Genomic DNA, 22955 nt, shown 5'->3' with positions numbered 1-22955 from the left:
TCCGGCTTGCGCCGTATGCAGTTGAAGAGCAGCCGCAGGCGGCTTACTCTTCTTCCTCTTCGTCCTGTCCTTTGATGACAACGAGCAGATCACCATAAATTTCTTCAAGTGCAACGCCAACCTGTTTATGGGATCTGGCATTTCTCAAATCCGTTTTCTCACCTTCACGAAGCTGTCTTGCCCGGCGGGAAGCGGCAACAACAAGGGAATACTTGCTGTCGACTTTGTTCATCATTTCATCAATAGAAGGATACAGCATATTTACAAAACACCTCTTTGCATTAGTATAATCACAATTCGCCGCCTGACGGAATCATGGTGCACCGCTGGATACACTAACCAGACTGGAGCTGCTCTACATATATACTATGACAGCAGCTCCACTGATTATCGCATTTTGCGGCGGCAATTGGATTATTTATTGATCTTACAATGTTCGGCGATAATGATGCTTTCTATTCGTTTACACGCCAAATCAATTTCATCATTAACGACAGCGTAATCGTACTGCTCCAGCAGACTGATCTCATCTACCGCGACGGACATCCGATGATCAATCGTCGCCTGACTTTCCGTACCACGGCCCTGAATGCGATCTTTAAGCTCGTCCAATGAAGGAGGCAACAGAAATACAAAGATCCCTTCCGGGAACTTTTCTTTCACTTTCAACGCGCCTTGAACTTCAATCTCAAGAATGATGTCCCGGCCCTCGTTAATCGTTTTCTCCACAAAATCACGCGGTGTTCCGTAATAATTCCCTACATATTCTGCGTGTTCCAACAATTGATCTTCAGCAATCATGTTCAGGAATTCTTCATGGCTTCTGAAGAAATAATTGACGCCATGTTCCTCACCCAGACGTGGCTGACGAGTCGTTGCCGATACAGAATAAATCAATTCCGGCACCCGTTTGCGCAAAGCGCTGCATACTGTACCCTTCCCGACCCCTGATGGGCCGGACAACACTACCAGTAATCCCTTAGACATATTACACTCCATTTTATTCGTCGTTGTCATCATCTTTCGAAGAAAGACGATGGGCGACCGTTTCTGGCTGAACTGCAGACAGAATGACATGATCGCTATCCGTAATAATAACGGCACGAGTACGTCTTCCGTATGTTGCGTCTATCAGCATATGACGGTCTCTTGCCTCTTGTATAATTCTCTTGATCGGCGCCGATTCCGGACTCACGATGGATATAATCCGGTTCGCCGATACGATGTTACCGAATCCAATGTTAATGAGTTTGATTGCCATAATCAGGTTCTTCCCCCTATACATGCGACTCTTTTGCCGAAATATGACCGTTCATTCGATATTCGCCGCTTGCTCACGAATTTTCTCCAGTTCCGCCTTCATCTCGACAACACGGTTCACCAGAGCCAAATGGTTGGCTTTTGATCCAATCGTATTGACTTCCCTATTCATCTCCTGAATAAGAAAGTCCAACTTGCGGCCTACTGGCTCATCACTTTTCAGCAGCTCCCTGCTCTGTCCAAAGTGACTCAGTAGACGCGTAAGCTCTTCCTCTATGTTAGAACGATCGGCAAACATAGCAATTTCCATACCCAATTTATGCTCGTCAAAAGGGAAAGAGCCTTCTTCCTGCATTTCCGTAAGCCTTTGTCTTAACTTGTTGCGATGATCACTCACCACAGTCGGCGCAAGAGCAAGCATCTCGGTATGCAGTGATTCCAGACGACTGACACGTCGTTCCAGATCACTGGCCAGATGAAGACCCTCGCGGGCGCGCATCTGCTCCAGACCGGATAAAGCCTCTTCCAACCCCTGCTGCAGGACACGCTCCCATTCGTCTTTCTGCTCTTCCGGAAGCGAACTCGTCCCATCCGAATGAACCATGACATCTGGAAGTGCCAGCATATCCATAATACTCGGTTTGCCCTGCATACCATAGCGGCTCTCCAATTGCTCTGCGGCCTGAAGATAGGCCCTGACCGCCTGCTCATTCAGAACAGCGGGAAGAGCCTGGTCTTCATCTTTTTCTTTCATTACATAAACATCAATCCGCCCACGTTTTAAGCGGCTCTGTACCTTTTTCCTCAATCCGTCTTCATAACACGTCCATTCTCTTGGGAGACGCATCATCACTTCGCAATAACGATGATTGACAGACTTGATTTCCAATTGTACCTTATAGCCTCCAAAATGAAAGGCGGATTGACCGTATCCGGTCATACTGAATGACATCGGCATCACATCCGTTACACTATTGTAATTGATTATTAGGGTTGAAACAAGTAGGACATTGATGCTCCGACTTCTCCCACACATATTGGGTCAATTCGGCCGTCATACTATAGAACATAAATGGAGTCATTAAATAGATTCCTTTGAAATGTTTTGTTGCTACATCCAGAAGCTCCTTGGCGATCTTCACACCCATCGCTCGACCTTCTTCGCCTTCAAGACCAGCCATCCGGGAACGCACTTCATCCGACAGCTGAATACCCGGAACCTCATTATGCAGATATTCGGCATTTCGTCCGCTGGCTAAGGGCATTACCCCTACAAAGATCGGCACTTCCAGATGCTTGGTCGCTTCATGCATGGCTGCGATTAGTTCAGGATCGTATATCGGCTGCGTCATAATATAATCGGCTCCGGAAGCAATCTTTTTCTCAAGCCGCTGTACAGCCTTATCCAGATGTTTCACATTTGGGTTAAATGCGGCACCGATAACAAATCCCGCCTTCTGCTTGAGCGGTTTACCGGAGAAGGATACGCCGTCGTTCAACTGCTTGATCATACGTATAATTTCAAAAGAAGTTAGATCATATACCGAGCTTGATCCGGGCAAGTCTCCAAATCGTGCAGGGTCACCTGTTACAGCGAGTACATGATTAATGCCTAGAGCATCAAATCCCATCATGTGCGATTGTGTCCCGATCAGATTCCGGTCACGACATGCAATATGCACCAGTGGGCGCAAACCTGTTCGATCCTGAACAAGATGGCCGAGAGCCATATTACTCATCCGGGTAACAGCTAGGGAATTATCAGCCAATGTTAACGCATCTGCACCCGCCGCTTTCAATGTCTCGGCACCTTTCATAAACTTCGCAATGTCGAGATCACGTGGTGGGTCAAGTTCGACGATGACCGTATGGCGTTGTTTGACTAGATCCACAATCGTAGGCTGCCCACCCCGTCCAGACCGTTCATCTACATTCTCATGCAGGATAATACGCGGTTTCGACTCGGATGGGTCAGGTTCCAATATTGGAACAGGTGTGTATTCAACAAGAGCCTGGGCAATTGCCGCAATATGATCAGGTGTCGTACCACAGCAACCTCCGATGATACGTGCGCCCAGATCAGCGAATTGCACTGCCGTCTGTCCGAAGTATTCCGGGGACGCTCCATAACGGAACTGACCATCGACGTAATCCGCTGCACCCGCATTCGGATAAACAGACATTGGGACACCGATACGGCCTGACACCGTCTCCATCGCCCGCATAATTCCGTTTGGACCGGAACGGCAGTTAAAACCAATGACGTCTGCCCCTTGCTCACGCATGATTCGGAAAGCTTCTGGCATCGTATATCCATCCAGTGTGTGCCCTACATCCTCAACAGCGAACTGTCCAATCACGGGCAGATCACTCAGCTTGCGAGCCTGCAGGAGGGCGATATCCATCTCCTCGATATCATAGAAGGTTTCGAGCAGAATACCGTCGACTCCTTCATCGAGCAGTGCAAAAATCTGTTGCTGATAGAAACGCTTCAATTCACTTGTTGATACGTTCGTCCGCTTTCCTCCACGAATGGAGCCAACCGCGCCAAGAACATAACCGTTTGCGCCAGCTACTTCTTTGGCGATACGCACACCGGCACGGTTGACATCCTCGACCTTGGACTCCAGACCAAACTTGGACAACTTATCGTAATTGGCAGAGTACGTATTGGTTTCATGAATTTCCGTACCTGCATCGCGGTAACGACGATGCACATCTGCCACCACTTCAGGTGATATCAAGTTCAACTCTTCATAAGAAATCCCTACCGGGAATCCCATCTGATACAGGAAAGTTCCCATCGCCCCATCCCCTATGAGGACCCGTTCCTGCATTACACTGCGTAAATCCGCCTTCATCCCTTTTCCCCCCGCCTGACTGATCATTTCATACTAATGTAACACAAAAAACATCTGAAAACGAAGAAAAACACAGGTTTTTCGTGAAATTCAGTTTCTATAACCCTCTGGACTAGTAGGAATTCATATAATTGCAAAAAAAGAGGCCCTAAGGCCTCCTCATTTAAACGTATTCTTTACGAAGTGACTCCCTTGAAAACAACTTCAGCAGGTCCAGTCATGTACACGTGGTTGTCGGCTTCGTTCCACTCAATATGAAGATCGCCACCCTTGAGGCTGATCACCGCTGTACGATCCGTATGTCCGTTCAGAACGGATGATACTAGTGTTGCGCAAGCTCCGGTTCCACAGGCAAGTGTTGGTCCAGCACCGCGTTCCCACACACGCATGTCCACATAGCCGCGATCGCGAACCGTTGCGAACTCTACATTGATTTTTTTCGGAAACATGGGATGAACCTCAAGTAGTGGCCCCCATGTCGAGAGATCAAAATTCACAGCATCATCCACATAAATGACTGCATGAGGATTACCCATGGAGACTGCCGTAAATTTGAACTCCTGTCCATTTGCTTCGATGGAATGATCCACCACCGGATTGGCATCCACGGTGGTTGGAACCTGAAGTCCATTCAGGATAGGCTCTCCCATATCCACACGAACGGTTTCCACTTTACCATCACGAATGTTCAAGCTTACTGGTTGTACACCCGCACCGATGGTTTCTATCGTAATCTGTTCTTGGGTCACATGGCCGTGATCATATACATATTTGGATACACAGCGTATGGCATTGCCACATTGCTCTGCTTCCGAGCCGTCCGAGTTCATGATGCGCATCTGAAAATCCGCCTTCTCTGAAGGCAGTATATAAACCAGGCCATCCGCGCCGATGCCGAAGAAACGGTTGCACCATTTTACAGCCAATTCTGCGGCATCAGCCGGAAGCTGTTGTTCTCCAAACACAACAATAAAATCGTTGCCGAGTCCGTGCATTTTTGTAAATTCCATAACCTTGCCCACTCCTTTTGGCAGTCTGCTGCCAAAGCGTTATTCTTGCTTCTCTCTACAGGATACCCTGGATATTCATATCCAACATTCACAATAAAAAAAGCTATCCTGCAAAATGCCGAGGAATCTCGCCTCGAATCATTTTGAGGATAGCATAACGAAAACGATAAGCAATTGCTATTGATTTTATGCCGAAAACTTTGTACTTTTCGGTACGAAGCGCCCAGGGCCCATGCGGCGACGGTTGCGACGACCTCCCCACACACTGCCCACTCCCATAAGGAAGGTTGGAATACCTGCGGCAACGATGGAAATGGCCCATTCACGCATACCCAGGGGTACGGTTTTGAAGATAGGCTGCAACGGCTCCACATACATGACCGCCAGCATTAGCACGATAGATGAAATGACGGCAAACACCAAATATTTATTCTGCAATGGATTCCGGTGGAAAATGGAACGGGAACTACGGCAGTCAAATACATGAATGAGCTGTGCCAAAACGAGCGTAGCAAAGGCAACAGATTGAGCTTTAATGAGCTGACCTGGTTGATCTGGCGCCGCCTGTAGGGTAAGCCAGAAGGCCCCAAGTGTACAAAGCCCGATCAACACACCCCGACTGACAATTTTCCAGCCCAGTCGTCTGGCAAAAATATTTTCTTTGGAACCACGAGGCTTGTGTTCCATCAGATCTTTTTCCGGCTGATCCACACCGAGCGCCATTGCTGGCAATCCATCCGTCACCAGGTTGACCCACAGAATCTGGATCGGCACGAGTGGCAAAGGTAATCCCATCATCATCGCGAAAAACATCGTTAAAATCTCGCCAACATTGGATGCCAGCAAATACCGGATAAACTTGCGGATGTTCTCATAAATATTACGTCCTTCTTCAATTGCAGCTACTATAGTAGAGAAATTATCGTCACTCAGAATTAACGCCGATGCTTCCTTCGTCACATCCGTGCCGGTAATTCCCATCGCAATACCGATGTCTGCTGCTTTAATGGCTGGTGCGTCGTTCACGCCATCTCCAGTCATCGCTACGACATGTCCTTTGCGCTGCAATGATTTTACAATCCGCAGTTTGTGCTCAGGTGATACTCGTGAGAACACGTAAATGCCCTCCACCTGTTTATCCAGTTGCTCATCCGTCATGCCCGCCAATTGCTGGCCGCTAAGTGAAGCCCCACCTCGTGGAAGGATACCCAACTGCTGGGCGATAGCCTCTGCGGTTGTGCCATGATCACCGGTAATCATAACGGTACGTATGCCTGCTCTGCGACAAGTCGCAATTGCATCCCGTGCCTCACGCCGCGGTGGATCAATCATGCCTGCAAGCCCGACAAAGACGAGTTGGCTCTCGGCAGCATGTTCATTCTCTACTTTTTCATCTGGCCGTACATCGCGGTAAGCCATCCCGAGAACCCGCAGTGCAGAACCCGCCATATTCTCGTTCGCCGCCATGACTTTCTGCCGCAGCGTTCCTGTGAAAGGTACAACATTGCCTTCCCACAAAATGTAGCTGCATTGCCCAATCAGCACATCCGGTGCACCTTTAGTGTAGATCGTGCGCCCACCCTGATGATGAACCAGAACGGACATCCGCTTCCGATCAGAATCGAACGGAAATTCCTGCTCACGTGCATATAACTCTTTGAGACCAGCTGGGGTAAGCCCCATTTTGGAGGCCAGTGTTACGAGTGCCCCTTCCGTAGGGTCGCCTTTCAGCTCCCATACCACGCTGTCTTCCTTGACCGTTTCATTAACATGATCTTTCTTTGTACTTTTCTTCGCTTCTTTCTTACTATCCTTATTTGTCTCTTTGCCTTTCTTTTTATTCCGCATCTCATCTGCAACACTCTCGATAATACTGGCATTGTTACATAGTGCGCTGATCTGAAGCATTCTCCGCAATGTCTGGTCACTCTTCAGTTCCAAGGTACGACCATTCTCCAGCATCTGTCCTTCCGGTGCATAACCATCCCCGGTGACCTTGATGCTGCGGCCCTCCAGCCACACGTCCGTAACCGTCATCTTGTTCTGGGTCAACGTACCCGTTTTATCCGAACAGATGACCGATGCACAACCAAGGGTTTCGACGGAGGGAAGCTTGCGCACAATCGCTTTTCGCTTGATCATACGCTGTACACCCAGGGCTAGCGCAATCGTTACAATCGCTGGTAAACCCTCTGGTATGGCGGCAACTGCAAGACTGACCCCTGCCAGAAACATGCCTACTGCCGGTTGTCCATGCAGAATTCCTGCAACAACAACCATGACGGTTAATCCGAGCGCCACAAAAATCAAAATTTTACCCAGCTGTTCCAGCCTGTGTTGCAGCGGTGTTTCCTGTTCCTCCGTATTCTGGATCAGGTCGGCGATTTTGCCCATCTCGGTATCCATGCCTGTCCGGATCACAACGCCCTTGGCTGTACCGCGAGTGACCATCGTCCCCATGAATCCAATGTTCTTCTGATCTCCTAGCGGTACGTCATCCGCTGCTATGGGACGGCAATGTTTGCTTACAGGAACTGATTCACCAGTGAGCGCAGATTCCTCCACATCGAGGCTATTTGTGGACAGCCAGCGCACATCGGCAGGAATACGATCACCACTCTCCACAAGCACGATATCCCCTGGCACCAGAAGTTTGGCTGCAAGATGAGCTTCCTGACCCGACCTTAACACTTTGGCCAGTGGAGCCGACAATTGTTTCAATGCACGAAGGGAACGCTCCGCCCGGAATTCTTGTACGAATCCAAGAATGGCATTAAGGACGATGATGGCAACAATCGTTACAGCATCCAAGTATTCTCCAAGCAATCCGGACACCAGTGTGGCCCCCATCAACACCAGAACCATGAAGTCCTTAAATTGATTAAGCAATAATGTAATTGGAGATATGCGCTTTCCTTCGCTCAGCTCATTCGAACCGGCGGCCTTCCTCTTTTCTGTTGCAGTTTCTTCGGTTAACCCATCCTCAAGACTGACGCCAAGAGTGTTACGAAGCTCTTCAACGCTTAGTTGGTGCCACTTGGTATGTTCCATGCTTCAAAGTTCCCTCCCAGTCTGTATTTCCTCTGTAAAACGTCACACCTACTTCACCGGCTATGCTAATCAACAGGTTGTACGCGATGCCGGACAAACTACCTGCTCTATATGTATTCGGACAGGACCCTAATTAGCACCCGATGGCGAATCCTTTCCCTGATGGGCAGAATAAGCTAAAATAAAGGTCTGCGGTCATACACGCAGTTGCAATCCGAGTTTTTGCTATGTAAACGAATACGAATCTGCAACGGGTTCTTTTTACATATCCCGGTGTTCATTTCAGTTATAGATAGAGAGGACGTTGAAAAAAATGGCATTGGACGGCATCGTAACACGAGCTATCGTACATGAACTGCAAGGCTGCAAGGGCGGACGCATCAGCAAAATACATCAACCTAACGGGCATGATGTTGTACTGACCCTCCGTGCTCAGCGTGGAAATAGTAAATTGCTTATTTCGGCTAGCCCGACTTATCCGCGTGTGCATTTTACCGAAAAGACGTTTATTAACCCTACTGAAGCTCCAATGTTTTGCATGCTGCTGCGCAAACACTGTGAGGGAGCGATCATCGAGGAGATCCGTCAGATTGGCATGGAGCGGATTATTCATATTGACGTGCGTCAACGTGATGAACTGGGTGATGTTTCAGTCAAAAGGATCATCATTGAACTGATGGGGCGTCACAGTAATATTGTTTTGGTCGATCCGATAACAGGAACGATTCTGGATGGAATTCATCACGTAACCCCGTCCATCAGTAGTTACCGGGTCATTATGCCTGGATTTTCGTACACCGAACCACCAGAGCAGCATAAAAGCAATCCACTGGAAGTGAGCAGCACTGAATTCCAAGATAGCTACACTGCTGCTGAAGAAGAAGCTTCTCGCTGGCTGGTAAATTCATTCAGCGGTCTTAGTCCCCTGATTGCAGTGGAGATTACCTCTCGGGTGTCTGCTATTAAAGGTGACGATCAAGCTGCAAGTGAAGGTGAGGTTCGAATCGAAGCCGATGCACTTTGGACTGCTTTTGAGTCCGTCATGGGACCAGTAAGAGATAATAGTTATACACCTGTGACCGGGCAGAACGCCAAAGGCAAAATGATTTTCTCGGCCGTTCAGCTTCAGAGCATTCAGGACGCAGAGAAAACCTATGACACGATGAGCAAGTGTATGGAGGATTATTACGGAGACAAGGCCGAGCGGGACACTGTCAAGCAAAGAGTGAGCGATCTGCTTCGTTTTCTGCAAAATGAGCGCAGCAAAAACATCAAAAAGCTCGACAACCTGAACAAGGATCTGCTGGAAGCTGACGATGCGGATAAATTCAGATTATGGGGTGAGCTGCTGTTTGCCTCCCTTCATCAGGTTAGTAAAGGGGACAAAAGTGTGGAGCTTGTGAACTTCTATGATGAAGATCAAGCGAACATTACCATTCAGCTTGACCCATTACTTACACCGTCTGACAACGCTCAACGTTATTTCAAACGATATAACAAATACAAGAACAGTCTGGCTGTTATTCATGAGCAACTTGGAAAAACGAAAGACGAGATTGACTATCTCGACAATCTGCTCCAGCAACTGTCTATCGCATCCATGAACGACATCGAGGAAATTCGCGATGAGCTTGTGCAACAGGGTTATCTTCGTGACCGCAACAAAAAAGGCAAAAAGAAAAAGAAAAACGACCGCCCTACCGTGCATCAGTTTACTTCTTCAGAGGGAATTGAACTTCTCGTAGGTAAAAACAATCTGCAAAATGAGTACGTCACCAACCGTCTGGCTTCTTCCAATGACACTTGGTTGCACACCAAAGACATCCCGGGTTCACATGTCGTCATTCGCAGCACTGACTTTGGCGAAGCAACCCTGGAGGAAGCTGCACAACTCGCGGCTTACTTCAGTCAGGCCAAAGAATCCAGCAGCGTTCCGGTGGATTACACCTTTATCCGACATGTCCGCAAACCAAGTGGCTCCAAACCAGGCTTTGTCATTTATGACCACCAGAAGACCCTGTTTGTGACGCCGAACGAAGAGCTGGTTAAAAGTTTGCCATCCACGATCAAAAATGGATAAGTTGTTTGCTTCAATCCTGTAAGACAACGTAAAATCCCCCAGAACAATAGACTGTTCGGGGGGGATTTTCTTTGTTTCTCAAAAAACCATGGACTTAAACTGGTGATTGGATGTGCTTACATGTCCTGGATCACAGCAGCAACCAACGAGCGGGCACAGCAGTTATTTGAACGTCTTGGAGCTGCTCGCGGCACATGGGTGAATTATTCCATCACCTAGCCTAATTATATGCAATCAAAAAGGACATAAAGACATGGATAGCGACTAACACTCACCCCATCTCTATGTCCTTCTTTATTTCATATTCAATTTTAGCACGATGACAACCGATCTCTTCTCCCCCAGTCTCATGCAACAAATGAAGAGAGTTTCCGAATCAAGACTTCCCGGCTGCAGCCCGGAGTTTATCGAGTACATCAATGGTTACCGTTTTGCTACCTAGATCCCCGTGGAATACTACCCCTTGTCTTACACCATGGTAATCTGAACCACCTGTTTGAATGAGCCCAAATTCCCGTGCCAACTCCGCATATCTGAGCTCCTCTTCTGGTCCATGATCCGAATGAACCACTTCAATACCGTCAGGTTGGGCGTCCACCAGAATACGACGAACCAATTCATCGTCTGCGTATAAACCAGGATGAGCAATAACAGCAGCACCACCTGCATCTTTAATCCACTGACATGCATCTTCCGGTGCAACTCGGGGAACCGACACATAGCCCGGTTGACCTTCAGCCAGATAACGATTGAACGCATCCCTCATATCAGCTGCATAACCTTTCCGTACCAACACATCGGCCATATGAGGTCTACCGATGCTTTCATCTGGTTCCAGTGGTCGGCCCAAGCCATCAATGACCTCCTGCCAACTGATTTCAAGTCCAAGCTCCTGCAGTTTGGCGATGATCAGATGATTGCGTTCTTCCCTCGCTTCTCGAAGCCCGCGCAGTCGTTCCAGAAATTTCTCACCTTCTGTATTCACATAATACCCCAGCACATGAATATCCTTGCCATCCGCTCGGGTACTTATCTCTACCCCTGCCACAACGTCAATTCCATACTCACGGCCAGCCCGCTGTGCCTCGGCTACCCCCGCTACAGTATCGTGATCCGTCAGCGCAACCGCAGACAGTCCTCTTTGTTTGGCAAGCTTTACATTCTCGGCAGGTGGCTGCATTCCGTCCGACGCTTGGCTATGCGTATGAAGATCACAACGTCCGTTAGATTGATGCATGAATAACAGCTCCTTCTTATATCAAATGATTAGCTGAACGAATTTTCACATTATATAATCCTCTTATTCCGCTCGTCCTTCTGATGTTGTCTGCTCATGCTGACGTAAATAATTCAGGAAAGCTACTGCCGATAAGGGAAGTAATGAAGATTTCAGATGTATAGCATAGAATTGTCGTTTGAACTCAAGCCCACGAATATCCACGATATGAACCAGTCCAAGAGCTAGTTCATGCTGAACCGACGACGGGGATAACATCGTGATACCCACACCCGCTTCCACGGCGGATTTCACAGCACCTGTACTGCCAAGTTCCATCACCACATTCATGTCCTGCGGATCTATATTTCTCTTCTGCAACTGATCTTCCATCACCTGACGGGTGCCTGAGCCTTTCTCCCGCAGTACAAATGCGTAGCTCAGCACATCTTCCAGCTCTACTTCACCACGATCTGCCAGTGCATGTCCTGCCGGGACAACCAGCTTCAATTCATCCTGCATGACCGGCTCTACAATCATATCCGGGTGGTGAACTGGCGCTTCAATCAGTCCAAAGTTAAGCTGATGTTTTAGGATATCGTCCATAATTTGCGTAGTATTCATCACTTTCATAACGATCGAAATATCCGGGTATTGGCGAGCAAAAGGGCCCAGCATTCGTGGCAACACATACTCACCAATCGTCAAACTTGCCCCGAGCTGCAATCTGCCTTGGAGCATCTGTGTAAACGCAGACATCGCTTCATCTGTTTGTCTGACCAACTCTACACTGCGTTTGGCGTGAGGCAGTAATGTCCGACCCGCCTCGGATAATTCTATTTTCTTGGTAGAACGATGCAGCAGCTTGGTCCCAAAATAATCCTCAAGCGATTGAATCTGCATCGTCACCGCAGGTTGTGTCATATGTAGTGCTTGCGCAGCCGCTGAAAAACTTCCCTTCTCTGCTACGGTATAAAAAATATGCAATTGATGAAAATTCATATCTTCGCCCCTCTTCTGTACGCTTACCCCATTGTAGCCGATTTCATGATTTCCAACAAAAAAAGCATGCAGCTTGTCTGCATGCGATGTAACCTGAATCTATCAATTCGAAAATATGGATTATTCCAAACTTACTTATGCTTACGACTGTTCTTGACAAGAGTCATTCGTCTTGAATGTCTTAGCCAAGAATAATACGATTTTAAATCCCGCAGTTCAATTGTCTCGGACATTTTTCCCAGAAACGTAACAACAATCATCTTATGAAGCGGATTGCCAGCGATATCATATTCCCCTTCAAGTTCAGAAAATTCAGCAACCACGACCAGATCTTCGTCAATCAGGTAAACATCCTGCTCATTACGGTAGTATGGTGTAATACGGTCCTGCTTCAGACACTCCCATAACCATGCCGCAATATGGTCATCATCATTACGTGCCGGCTCAATACGGTCTGCATACCGCATCTTGGCATGATTGGTAATGACGATGTCGGCCACTTTTTTGTCTCCAAGAGCCACGAAAAAAGGCTCGTACGTGCTCCAACGTTGCATCACCTTATCACGCATGGGAATCACTCTCCACCAGATAGGACTTTCTATCTATTTGTTTACCCAATATATTACAACATAAGTCCCGCAATCTCAAGGCGTAACTTCAGTATTTTTCACAAAATCCAGTTTATGCATAATTCAATAAAAGAGCGGCCCCGAAGGGCCCCTCTGGTTAATCGTTTGGAAATGTACAGTGGCAACAAGTTCACTGTACATTTCCAAACCATTTTGTTATATCCCGTAAAAACTCGTTTTGTCCATCGTTTTGCTAGCATACTCTGTTTTGATCTCATTCCGGTAGGAACGTTCGACCTTGCGCACATAGGAAAGTCTGTTCACATTTTTCATCGTATCTTCAGCCCGCTCTGCATTAACATACATGACGACATAATGCATACGGCGGGAGATGTAATGAACGGTACCATATTTTTCGAGATTACGAGCCGCTTTCAAATCACTGACCCAAATAATGAATCCTGTCCTTTCCGCAAACATCATTTTCCCCGCCTTTCTATAATGGAGACCGGAGCCTTGGAAAGGTCCGGTCTGTCATGAATTTTTTTCTGATCAAATCTTAGCTACAACCACACTTGCCTCCGCTACCGCAGCCGCCCTTCGGATTCGGATCATTGCTCGGTACCTTAATGGTCGTTGACACGGCGAATGCAATCGTCTCCGACATCTGGAACAACATATCGTCCAATGCCTTCTCCGCCTGTTTGAAGCGGGCTACCGCCTCGAAATGTTCCAATTCAAGCTCTAAAGCCTGAACCTGATCTTTTGCGGCGTGATAGTCCGGGTGAAAATGCCCAAAACGCTGGGTTTCTTCGAATAGTTCCTTTTTGGCGTCCAGCTTGCGTATTCCCGCCTGAATTTCAGGGTTCGTCTCCACTTGCTGCTTCCAATATAAATAATCCGATACTTCGGCTGATTGGTTAATCATGTCGCCCAGTTCATATGCGCCCGTTAACACTTGGGCCATATCGACCGTGTTCATTTCCGCTACGCTCATGAAATTCATCCTATCTATATATAAAGTTCTACTTAACGTAGACTACTTCATCATATCATATCCCCGAAAAGTTAAGAAGAGTTTTTCCTGCAAATAGAAATAAAGGGAACAGGCGATCTGCTTTGGCAAAGTCGATCAAGTTTATGCATGGTTCGGAATAATAAGGCGAATCTGGTTCCATTCGTTAGGCGAAAAAGTACGGCGTTCTGCGGGATCTGTTCCACCATCAGATATGTACCAGCCCGTTAGAGTCCAATCTTCATGACCCTGAATCTGATCGGGGATAACATAAATGATACTGCTGTCCAGCTTCAGACCCAGTTTTGTCTGCCATTCAATGGCTTTTGCAGCAATCTGACGAGCCGTAGACACATGATACCCTCGCCACTCGTTATGCCACATCTCCGGAATCTCTCCGTATCCGGGATAAAGACCCGATTGTTCCGTGATGGAATGATCCTGTTCATACGTGTGAAGTTTGGAGTCGTCTTGAATGAGCCCAACTCTTCCACGAATATAAAAGAGTTCCTTCGGTACCTTAAGTTCGTCTTTGAACTCATCTGCTCCGACAATGGATTCATCTGCAATGACTTCCAACTTTGTGCGGTTCAACTTCTCAAGTAATTCACTTCTCGATTCATATATCCATGTATCCTTTTTCTTGACTTCATCCGTTGCTTCATCCTGATTAACGTTCTGTCCAGCATCCATGTGAAGTCTCTCTGCCTCCTGTCCCCACTGCTGGATTGCTAGCTCCACATGCTCAGGTACTCCCGAGCCAGCATAGCGTTTAAGGAAGTTTATCATTACATCCGCTGTAAGACCGATCTCGGATGCTACAACGATTCGTTCCTTCGTAATCCGATATATGGACATTCGATCACGACTCATAAGTTCTGCACCAATGTCCAGATTCCAGCGGACCTTGGGGGTTACATCTGGCGGGACCATAATTTCAAAGTCAGGCTGCACAAAAATGGTATTCTTTTCGGCATGTTCCGCTTCATCATTCGCCAAGTTCAGTAAGATTTCAGGATCAATCTGCCAGCGAAAAAAAAGCTCTCTTGCTGCTGACTCACCCACCTCCCCATATCCTAAACCTGCCAGAACATTGAGCCACCCCCGGATATGTTTTAAGAAGTTTAATCTTGAAAAACCTCCACTCTCTCTGCTTTCAATTACATCTTCCTGCCCATCGTGGTCTAAAGTTCCTGCTGGAATACTCAACCATTCATTTCCCCGTGAAGCAAACATTAGCAATTGCTGACGAAAATGCTGAAGTTTAGGCTCCGCTATACCATATCGGTCCATGCATACGCTATAAATTTCTCGGTGCATTGAAGACCACGGCATCGTTAACCAGTGAGAAAGACGGTCAGGTGACACAGTCATCCGATTATGCGTCTGTTCAATCAAACCCAGACTGAGCAGCAAATCAATCACAAGGGCCACATGGACCGGGTACACATCTTCATGATCGTAGCAAATACCTAGTTCGGCAAAGTCTTCAGGGCCCAGAACTGTCATTCGGCTTAATCGCTGCACTATTTTCTTGTGGATCGTTCCCTTACTTGTTAATGGAAGTCCTCCTTGGGCTTGACCTTCTCTTACCATCCAAGCCAATACATGCAGAAGCTCTGCAGCAATATCTGGCTTAGCCTCTCGAATAATCTTCACGTGTTGGACTTCACTAATGGATATGGACTTAGCTTGTGTCATTTCATCCTGTAATACATGCACTTTCTGCTGAACGAACTGTTCGACCCGTGCCACATAGGCAATAGTTAACAAAGAAAGTAGTGATTCTGGTATGTAATACAGGCGTTCTCCCCAAGACTTGCGCACAGCTTTGATCCAGCCTTTATGCCGAAGCGCTATAAACGCGGTTACTGCTTCAGCTCTGCTAAGACCATCCATAGCCCACTCTGCTGATGTCAACATGTTGGAAAAGGGTTGTCCGGCAAATTTGCAGAAAATCACACCGAGTACCGTTCTTTCAACGCATGAAAGCTCTTTTAATGATTTTACATCCAGATTACCTTGTGTATGCATTGCTTATCATGCCTTTCCCATTATTTTAAGTAAAGGTGTACACACTTTTTCATTGCAATTCATGAATGATTTTGTACTCATATCCTTGTTCGACCAGGAACATCTGACGACGTAATGCAAACTCCTGTTCCTTACTGTCCTCGGATACCAAGGCATAGAAATAAGCTTTATTTTCTCCGGACTTCGGCCTTAAGATCCGACCCAATCGCTGGGCTTCTTCCTGCCTTGAACCGAAACTTCCGGATATTTCAAGTGCAACAGCAGCATCCGGCAGATCTACGGCAAAATTGGCAACCTTGGATACTACAATTGTTTTGATCTCTCCACGTCGGAACGCTGCAAACCATCTCACTCGTTCTTGTTGGGACATTGTACCCGATATAAGCGGCGCTTCAATTTCCCGGGCAATGCTCTCGAGCTGATCCAAATACTGCCCGATGACAAGCGCTGGCATCCCCTCATGATGGTCCAATATCCGTCTGATCACAGCTAATTTGGCCGGATTTTCGGCTGCAAGGCGAAATTGATGCTTCACCTCTGCTTCTAAATAGTTTGATCGTAGTTCCGGAGTAAACGGGATGCGTATCTCCTGGCACTGTACATTAGCTATCCATCCTTGCTGCTCCAATTCTTTCCATGGCATGTCATATAATTTTGGACCAATTAGTGAAAATACATCCTGTTCACAGCCATCCTCACGCACCAATGTTGCTGTCAATCCCAGTCTTCTCGTAGCCTGAATATCTGCAGTAGCCCGAAATACAGGTGCTGGCAGCAGATGGACCTCATCATAGATGATGAGCCCCCACTGACGTTCACTGAGCAATTTGATATGAGTAAAATCAGCATCTTTCGATTTTCGATGTGTAAGAATTTGATAAGTAGCCACAGTCACAGGTTTAACCTGTTTTTTCTGACCGGAATACTCACCAATTTGTTCACTTGTTATCGTTGTTTTGTCCTGCAATTCCTGAATCCATTGCCGTACGGATGTGGTGTTCGAGGTCAAGATAAGGCATTCACATTGCAAACGTTCCAATACCGCCATCCCAATAACTGTTTTGCCTGCACCGCAAGGGAGAACAAGCAGGCCACTTCCTCCCATGCCTTCGCTACCTTCAAAAGCATCCACAGCATCTCGTTGGTACGGTCGCAACTGGAAGCTGTCCGAACTGTCACTTTGAGTATTCGCTTTCCATTCAAACGGAAGACTTGTTCCTTCTCGATATCCCGCATAATCCAGCACTGGATAACCCAAGCGGGTCAACTCCCGTTTCAGCAATCCGCGTTGCTCACCGCCAAGCAAAAGCTCATGGGGATCGACACGCTCCATCCGAAAAGCCGAGATGGTTTTCATACTGCTTAATTCATCCAGCAATCGTTCGTCTTCGCTCACGAGACGCATTCTCCCATGAACTGCCTCTGGCTTCAATTGCAGCTTCCCATATTGATAGATAATTCTCTGAATATCTTGAATCAGGGCCGCAGGAACATTCCAACGAGACACTGATTCCAGACTTGCTATCACTTGATCAGCACTCCATCCGAGTGCAGCCGCATTCCACAGTGATAATGCAGTAATACGATATGTATGAAAAGCCGCAGGTGTCTTCACCAGTTCCGCATACATCCCTAATTGAGCTCTGGCCTGATCAAATCCGGGATGACCCACTTCAAGCAATACTGTAAAATCACGCTGCACAATACAGGCGCCCGTTTTCTCCATTCCGCTTCCTCCCTAATTTAAAAATGATCTATATGTTTTTCTGAATAACAGGCATCACAAAAAGTCCAGTTTCGGTTTCTTCCGAAATTGAACCTGTATAATACAACAGTTCGACCTTAATTTAAGCTTTATAAAGACCTAACAAAAAAAGCACCCTGCCCATACCTTGGTATGAATAGGATGCCCAACTATAATCAAATCATTCGGCTGTATATCCTTTAGCCATTGCTATAAATAGTTTTACAGCATTTTGCATGGCATCCTCATCAAAGTCAAACTTTGGATGGTGATGCGGATAGATGGCATTCTTCTCCGGGTTGCCTGCTCCGACAAACATAAAGCAGCCAGGAATCTGTTGCAGGTAATAAGCGAAATCTTCAGCTGGCATCAACATCGGTGACTTCTGTACCTGGTCTGCACCAAATACATCTACCGCTTCCTTGAAGAAACGCGCCGTTTCCTGCTCATCATTCACGACTGGAGGATATCCCATAATATAATTCAACTTCGTCTCAGCACCATAGATCTCTCCGGTCTGAGCCACGATCGTATGCACACGTTCCTTCATCATACTGCGTGTCTCTTCATCAAAGGTTCTCACCGTACCCGTCATTTTGCATAACTCGGCGATGATATTCTGTGCTGACCCTGCCTGCATCGTGCCAATTGTCAATACTGCGGGACGCAAAGGATCTACTGAGCGACTGACAACCGTCTGCAATTGCATTACTAGGGCGGAACCTGCCACGAGGCTGTCCACTGTGGATTGCGGCATGCCGCCATGTCCACCTTTTCCTTTGATCTCAATATAAAAGTCATCTGCCGCTGCCATCATCGGCCCCGGAGTACTTGCTGCCACGCCTACAGGAAGCGGGGTCCATAGATGAATACCATAGATGACATCTACCCCTTCCAGTCCTCCGTCTGCAATGACCTTGAGAGCCCCACCTGGAAGCAATTCTTCTGCAGGTTGGAACAAAAAGCGAATCTCACCCTTGATCTCATGTTTATGACGGCTGAAGTACAATGCCGTGCCTAGCAAAATGGATATGTGACCATCATGACCACAGGCATGCATGGCTCCTGCTTGTTGTGATGCATATTCAACGTCCTTCTCGTCCTGGATTGGAAGTGCGTCCATATCTGCACGAAGCATTACGACAGGCCCTGGCTCGTCCCCACGAAGACTACCTATAACCCCGTGTCCGCCAACGTGCCGTTTCACTTCAACGCCAAAGCTCTCCAGCATACCCGCTACAAAAGAGGATGTCTTCTCCTCATGAAAGGAAACCTCAGGATTCCGATGAAGATGACGACGCCATTCTACCATGTGGATTTGCAGGTCATTCCACCATATATTATTTGTCATGTCTCTCCATCCTTTCGCTCTCTATACGGGACTTTCATCAAGCCCGAACCTTCCTCTTGAAACCTATTGCTGTATATTGTAGCAGAATTGGAAGAAAACCGATACGAATGACCGCTTGAAAGCTTGCACGGGAAGGGGAAACATACTATCATAAAATAGAGAAAAGAACGAGATTTATACTCTCGGAAGCTTATGAGGAGGATCAGACGCTTATGATTTTTGAGAATACAGGCTTGGATGGCTTGAAGAGCGACTTGGCATACCTGGATGAGAGCGCCGAGAAAGTCGGATTTGTCCGGTGGCAATGGGAATATTATCGTGCTACATATGACTACAAAATTGAAGATGAACAAACCAAATCGGAATACTTTGTACGTATTAATACCCGTGCGATAGACGGCAAACTCGAAAAACCGGATACGGTTCTCGCAGTTGAAGCTGTTTATCTTGGAAAAGCAACCTTTCCACATGGTCTGGATTATGACTCTACCGTACCGCAGCCAGTCGTGAAGCTGGCGGCCCAAAAATTACAGCAGCTTAAAGAACTGCTGGAAGCTTAGGCTGGGCCGAACCATGAAACAACAAACGGCCCAAACGAAAACGAAGAGAGGCACGCCGGATTTCCAACTGCTAATCCTCACTTTATTGTTGGTGGGCTTCGGACTGGTGATGGTGTTCAGCTCCAGTTCCAGCATTGCAATTGCAAATAAAAGTTTTAACAATGATGCCCTGTTCTTCACGAAAAAACAACTTATGTGGGCGGTTATCGGTTTAGTGGGCATGTTTTTTGCCATGAATATCCGATTTAACAAATACAAAAAACTTTATGCACCATTTTTCTTGTTCACGACGGTATTGCTCCTGATAGTTCTGGTATCAGGAAAGGTGCTGAACGGCGCACGAAGCTGGATTCACATTTTTGGCTTCAGTATTCAACCCGCCGAGTTTGCCAAAATCGCTATTATTCTGTACCTCGCTGCACTGATTACCAAAAAAGGTGAACGGTTCAGGGATCTAAGGACAGGATATATTCCCGTGCTGGTGATTGTCGGGTTCATTGCAGGACTGATTATGCTACAACCGGACTTTGGTACATGCTTCATTCTTGTGGCTACTTGCGGTCTGGTCATCTATGCTGGTGGAGCAAGTATGAAACACATTATGGGTTCCATCCTGCTGGTTGTGCTGGGAGCGGCATTAGCACTTGGAGCGAATGCCCTGTTTTCTTCCATGTCTTCTTCAGATACTGCCAATAGCACTACAGCTACGGAAGCTACACAGAACTACAAAATTGGGCGGATACAAGCGTTCCTTGATCCATTATCCGATACGACAGGTGGAAGCCTTAACCTCTATCGCTCCCTTGTTGCAATTGGAGATGGAGGCATCACCGGCTCCGGGATCGGACAAGGTACGATGAAGCTGCATTATTTGCCAAATGCTTATAATGACTTTATTTTCTCCGTCATTGGGGAAGAGCTTGGCTTTGTTGGAACTGCCCTGTTTCTGTTGGTCTACCTATACTTCATCTGGCGAGGCATTATCGTCTCCCTTCGCTGTCCCGATCCATTTGGGACGCTGGTTGGGATTGGTATTATGGGATTAATTGCAATCCAGGCTTTTATCAACATTGGGGGTGTGACCCAGACCATTCCGGTGACAGGGGTTACCCTTCCGTTCATCAGTTATGGCGGCACCTCACTATTTGTGATGATGGTGGCCATGGGAATTCTGCTTAGCATTTCGCGTACCAATAATTTGGACGTCATCAAGGAAGAGAAAACGAAGTCGGTGACGGTTCAGACATCCCGTACCTCTCCCGCACTTCGTTCACGTGAATCTATTCGTCGAATTCGGTAATGCGAAGCAAACGTGATACGAATGGTATTGAAACAAAATGAATTGGAAACAAAAAAAGACTTGGCATCGAATTCGATGCCAAGTCTTTTTGCTGTTGTCTATCTAGATGAAGAACCAGGTCAACATACCGCTGTTCTTGCATCACGGATTGCTCAAGTTTACAGATCGTCGCCTCTGAAAGATACGCCTTCTACCTTTACATTGACTTCAACAACACGTAACCCGGTCATGGTCTCTACCGCTTCTCTTACATTCTGCTGGAGCATGCGGGAAACTTCATGAATCGGTGTCTCGTACAGGACGATGATGCGCAGATCAATGGCTGCTTCCAGCTGGCCGACTTCCACGCCTACGCCTTTCTGTACGTTTTTACCGCTCAGGCGCTTGGCCCAGCCCTCTGACAATCCTCCAGACATTGCGGCAATTCCGGGTGTCTCCATCGCAGCCATTCCGGCAATTTTCGCCACTACGTCATCGGCAATCCGGATGTTTCCGCCCTCTAGTTGAAGTTGTTCTGCCATGCCACATCCTCCTTCACTTCGTTACTCGTATTTTAAATCCTTTCCACCCCAAAAAGCAAATTAAACTCAAAAAGATGCGTTTACAACCTACCACGATTTGGTTATATTGAAATATGAAAATAATCTCATAAGTGTTTAGTCATATCGTTTAAAACAAAATAATACGTTACCGAGGTGTTTGTTGTGAGAAACCGAATTTCATCCATTTTGCTGATTGCCACCTTTGCACTCAGCGCCGTCGCCCACTACTTGAAATGGGATTCGATTCTGCAATTCGTCATTTCAGCCATTTCGGTTATTTTTGTGGCCGGTTTTTTAGGCAAAGCCACCGAAAATGTAGCCCATTATGCTGGACAGCGGTTAGGCGGTTTTTTGAATGCTACATTCGGCAATGCCGCCGAATTGATCATCGCCATTTTCCTCGTCAAAGAAGGATTGTTCGACATGGTTAAGGCCAGTTTGACAGGCTCCATTATCGGTAACCTGCTGCTGGTGCTAGGTCTAAGTATCTTTGCCGGAGGACTCAAGTTCAAAATTCAGAATTATAACGTATCGCTTGCCGGTTTAAACGGCTCCCTGATGATTGTAGCCATCATTGCCCTGTTTATCCCAGCCGTCTTCCTGAATACCCATTCCATCACACAGAAGGATACGAACACACTCAGTCTCATTGTCGCAGGTTTGCTGATCCTTGCCTACATAGCGTGGTTGGTATTCTCCATGGTTACACACAAGAACTATCTCGCAGATGTCACAGTGGATGAAGATGAAGAATTGCCGCATGAACATGCACCCGAGTGGTCCAAGAAAAAATCAATTCTCTATCTCGTTCTTGCGACCGTCATGGTTGCCTTCGTCAGTGAATGGCTCGTTGGTACCCTTGAGGTGTTTACTGAACAATTCGGACTCAGCGAACTGTTCGTCGGTGCGTTCCTCGTAGCCATTATCGGTAACGCTGCAGAGCATAGTGCAGCCATCATGCTTGCCATGAAAAACAAAATCGGTGCCGCCGTGGAGATCGCAGTTGGCAGCAGTTTGCAAATCGCACTCTTCGTTGCTCCTGTACTTGTTTTTGTCAGTTTCTTCACTGGCAGAACGATGGACATTGTATTTACAACGATTGAGCTGGTCGCCATAGGCGTAGCCGTATTTATCGCCAAGTCCATCACCCAGGACGGTTCAACCAACTGGTACGAAGGTCTGCTCCTAATGGTTGTGTATGTTATTTTGGGTGTATCGTTCTTCTTGGTATAACAGTACTCCGATCATCCTAATTGATAGTCAAAAAAATTAGCGCGTAAAAGGCAGCCTGGAAATGGCATTTCCAGACTGCTTTTTTCTTTCTGCCTCTGCCTGAACCACATCAGACGAGCTGTTCCGA

The 22955-nt window shown here is 47.1% G+C and carries 20 protein-coding genes; 4 read left to right on the top strand and 16 right to left on the bottom strand.

The genetic code is table 11. The features are described 5' to 3' along the window. Positions 1 to 43: 43 nt before the first annotated feature. The 7 genes from rpoZ to ACR1R9_RS05975 form a co-directional block, all read right to left on the bottom strand. Positions 44 to 259, bottom strand: coding sequence for a DNA-directed RNA polymerase subunit omega (rpoZ, locus tag ACR1R9_RS06005; protein ID WP_024631120.1), 216 nt, complete (start codon positions 257 to 259; stop codon positions 44 to 46). Positions 260 to 414: 155 nt separating this feature from the next. Continuing rightward, positions 415 to 987 (bottom strand): guanylate kinase, encoded by a 573-nt coding sequence (gmk, locus tag ACR1R9_RS06000; RefSeq protein WP_024631121.1) that lies wholly within the window; start codon positions 985 to 987, stop codon positions 415 to 417. 13 nt (positions 988 to 1000) lie between these two features. Further along, a complete protein-coding gene (gene remA, locus ACR1R9_RS05995; protein ID WP_006209218.1) occupies positions 1001 to 1261 on the bottom strand; it encodes an extracellular matrix/biofilm regulator RemA in 261 nt (86 codons plus the stop codon). 51 nt (positions 1262 to 1312) lie between these two features. Continuing rightward, positions 1313 to 2212, bottom strand: a complete 900-nt coding sequence (locus ACR1R9_RS05990; protein ID WP_076288229.1) for a YicC/YloC family endoribonuclease — start codon at positions 2210 to 2212, stop codon at positions 1313 to 1315. Positions 2213 to 2231: 19 nt separating this feature from the next. Further along, positions 2232 to 4121, bottom strand: a complete 1890-nt coding sequence (locus ACR1R9_RS05985; RefSeq protein WP_433921516.1) for a bifunctional homocysteine S-methyltransferase/methylenetetrahydrofolate reductase — start codon at positions 4119 to 4121, stop codon at positions 2232 to 2234. Positions 4122 to 4297: 176 nt separating this feature from the next. Beyond that, a complete protein-coding gene (gene dapF / locus ACR1R9_RS05980) occupies positions 4298 to 5131 on the bottom strand; it encodes a diaminopimelate epimerase (protein ID WP_076288227.1) in 834 nt (277 codons plus the stop codon). 186 nt (positions 5132 to 5317) lie between these two features. Next, on the bottom strand, positions 5318 to 8182 hold the full coding sequence (locus tag ACR1R9_RS05975; RefSeq protein ID WP_433921517.1) for a calcium-translocating P-type ATPase, SERCA-type: 2865 nt from the start codon (positions 8180 to 8182) through the stop codon (positions 5318 to 5320). Positions 8183 to 8495: 313 nt separating this feature from the next. Here ACR1R9_RS05975 and ACR1R9_RS05970 point away from each other — a divergent pair, with 313 nt between their 5' ends. Continuing rightward, entirely contained in the window at positions 8496 to 10262 is a 1767-nt protein-coding gene (locus ACR1R9_RS05970) for an Rqc2 family fibronectin-binding protein (protein WP_433923755.1), read from the top strand. A gap of 376 nt (positions 10263 to 10638) precedes the next feature. On the opposite strand, the gene ACR1R9_RS05965 is transcribed toward ACR1R9_RS05970, so the two are convergent. The 8 genes from ACR1R9_RS05965 to ACR1R9_RS05930 all read right to left on the bottom strand — a co-directional run bounded on the left by ACR1R9_RS05965 (position 10639) and on the right by ACR1R9_RS05930 (position 19193). After that, positions 10639 to 11499, bottom strand: coding sequence for a PHP domain-containing protein (locus tag ACR1R9_RS05965; RefSeq protein WP_433921518.1), 861 nt, complete (start codon positions 11497 to 11499; stop codon positions 10639 to 10641). A gap of 63 nt (positions 11500 to 11562) precedes the next feature. Further along, positions 11563 to 12480, bottom strand: a complete 918-nt coding sequence (locus ACR1R9_RS05960; RefSeq protein WP_076288223.1) for a selenium metabolism-associated LysR family transcriptional regulator — start codon at positions 12478 to 12480, stop codon at positions 11563 to 11565. 131 nt (positions 12481 to 12611) lie between these two features. Continuing rightward, complete coding sequence (locus ACR1R9_RS05955) at positions 12612 to 13049, bottom strand: hypothetical protein (protein ID WP_063565592.1); 438 nt, start codon at positions 13047 to 13049, stop codon at positions 12612 to 12614. Positions 13050 to 13265: 216 nt separating this feature from the next. After that, positions 13266 to 13529, bottom strand: coding sequence for a YlbG family protein (locus ACR1R9_RS05950; protein WP_063565591.1), 264 nt, complete (start codon positions 13527 to 13529; stop codon positions 13266 to 13268). A 79-nt stretch (positions 13530 to 13608) separates the two neighbouring features. After that, the gene (locus tag ACR1R9_RS05945; RefSeq protein WP_076288222.1) at positions 13609 to 14046 is read right to left on the bottom strand and encodes a YlbF family regulator; all 438 of its coding nucleotides are present in this window, start codon (positions 14044 to 14046) and stop codon (positions 13609 to 13611) included. 141 nt (positions 14047 to 14187) lie between these two features. Further along, on the bottom strand, positions 14188 to 16098 hold the full coding sequence (locus ACR1R9_RS05940; protein ID WP_433956423.1) for a helicase-associated domain-containing protein: 1911 nt from the start codon (positions 16096 to 16098) through the stop codon (positions 14188 to 14190). Between the two features lie 49 nt (positions 16099 to 16147). Beyond that, positions 16148 to 17824 carry a DNA repair helicase XPB gene (locus ACR1R9_RS05935; RefSeq protein WP_433921520.1) on the bottom strand — a complete coding sequence of 559 codons (1677 nt, stop codon included), beginning with the start codon at positions 17822 to 17824 and terminating at the stop codon, positions 16148 to 16150. A 199-nt stretch (positions 17825 to 18023) separates the two neighbouring features. After that, positions 18024 to 19193 (bottom strand): M20 family metallopeptidase, encoded by a 1170-nt coding sequence (locus ACR1R9_RS05930; protein ID WP_076288219.1) that lies wholly within the window; start codon positions 19191 to 19193, stop codon positions 18024 to 18026. Positions 19194 to 19405: 212 nt separating this feature from the next. On the opposite strand from ACR1R9_RS05930, the gene ACR1R9_RS05925 reads away from it, so the two are divergent. After that, complete coding sequence (locus ACR1R9_RS05925; protein ID WP_053784292.1) at positions 19406 to 19753, top strand: YugN family protein; 348 nt, start codon at positions 19406 to 19408, stop codon at positions 19751 to 19753. Between the two features lie 13 nt (positions 19754 to 19766). Continuing rightward, a complete protein-coding gene (gene ftsW / locus ACR1R9_RS05920) occupies positions 19767 to 21053 on the top strand; it encodes a putative lipid II flippase FtsW (RefSeq protein WP_175383118.1) in 1287 nt (428 codons plus the stop codon). A 158-nt stretch (positions 21054 to 21211) separates the two neighbouring features. Here the strand turns inward: ftsW and ACR1R9_RS05915 are convergent, their stop codons facing one another. Beyond that, positions 21212 to 21574 (bottom strand): Asp23/Gls24 family envelope stress response protein, encoded by a 363-nt coding sequence (locus ACR1R9_RS05915; protein ID WP_024631137.1) that lies wholly within the window; start codon positions 21572 to 21574, stop codon positions 21212 to 21214. A 183-nt stretch (positions 21575 to 21757) separates the two neighbouring features. Here ACR1R9_RS05915 and cax point away from each other — a divergent pair, with 183 nt between their 5' ends. Continuing rightward, a complete protein-coding gene (gene cax / locus ACR1R9_RS05910) occupies positions 21758 to 22828 on the top strand; it encodes a calcium/proton exchanger (protein ID WP_099858258.1) in 1071 nt (356 codons plus the stop codon). Positions 22829 to 22955: the final 127 nt, after the last annotated feature.

Origin of the sequence: Paenibacillus taichungensis, assembly GCF_050994985.1 — a bacterium.
In the GTDB taxonomy this organism is placed as follows: Bacteria; Bacillota; Bacilli; order Paenibacillales; family Paenibacillaceae; genus Paenibacillus; species Paenibacillus taichungensis.
The sequence above is the reverse complement of the archived record's forward strand: the minus strand, read 5'-3'. Positions and strand labels throughout refer to the sequence as shown.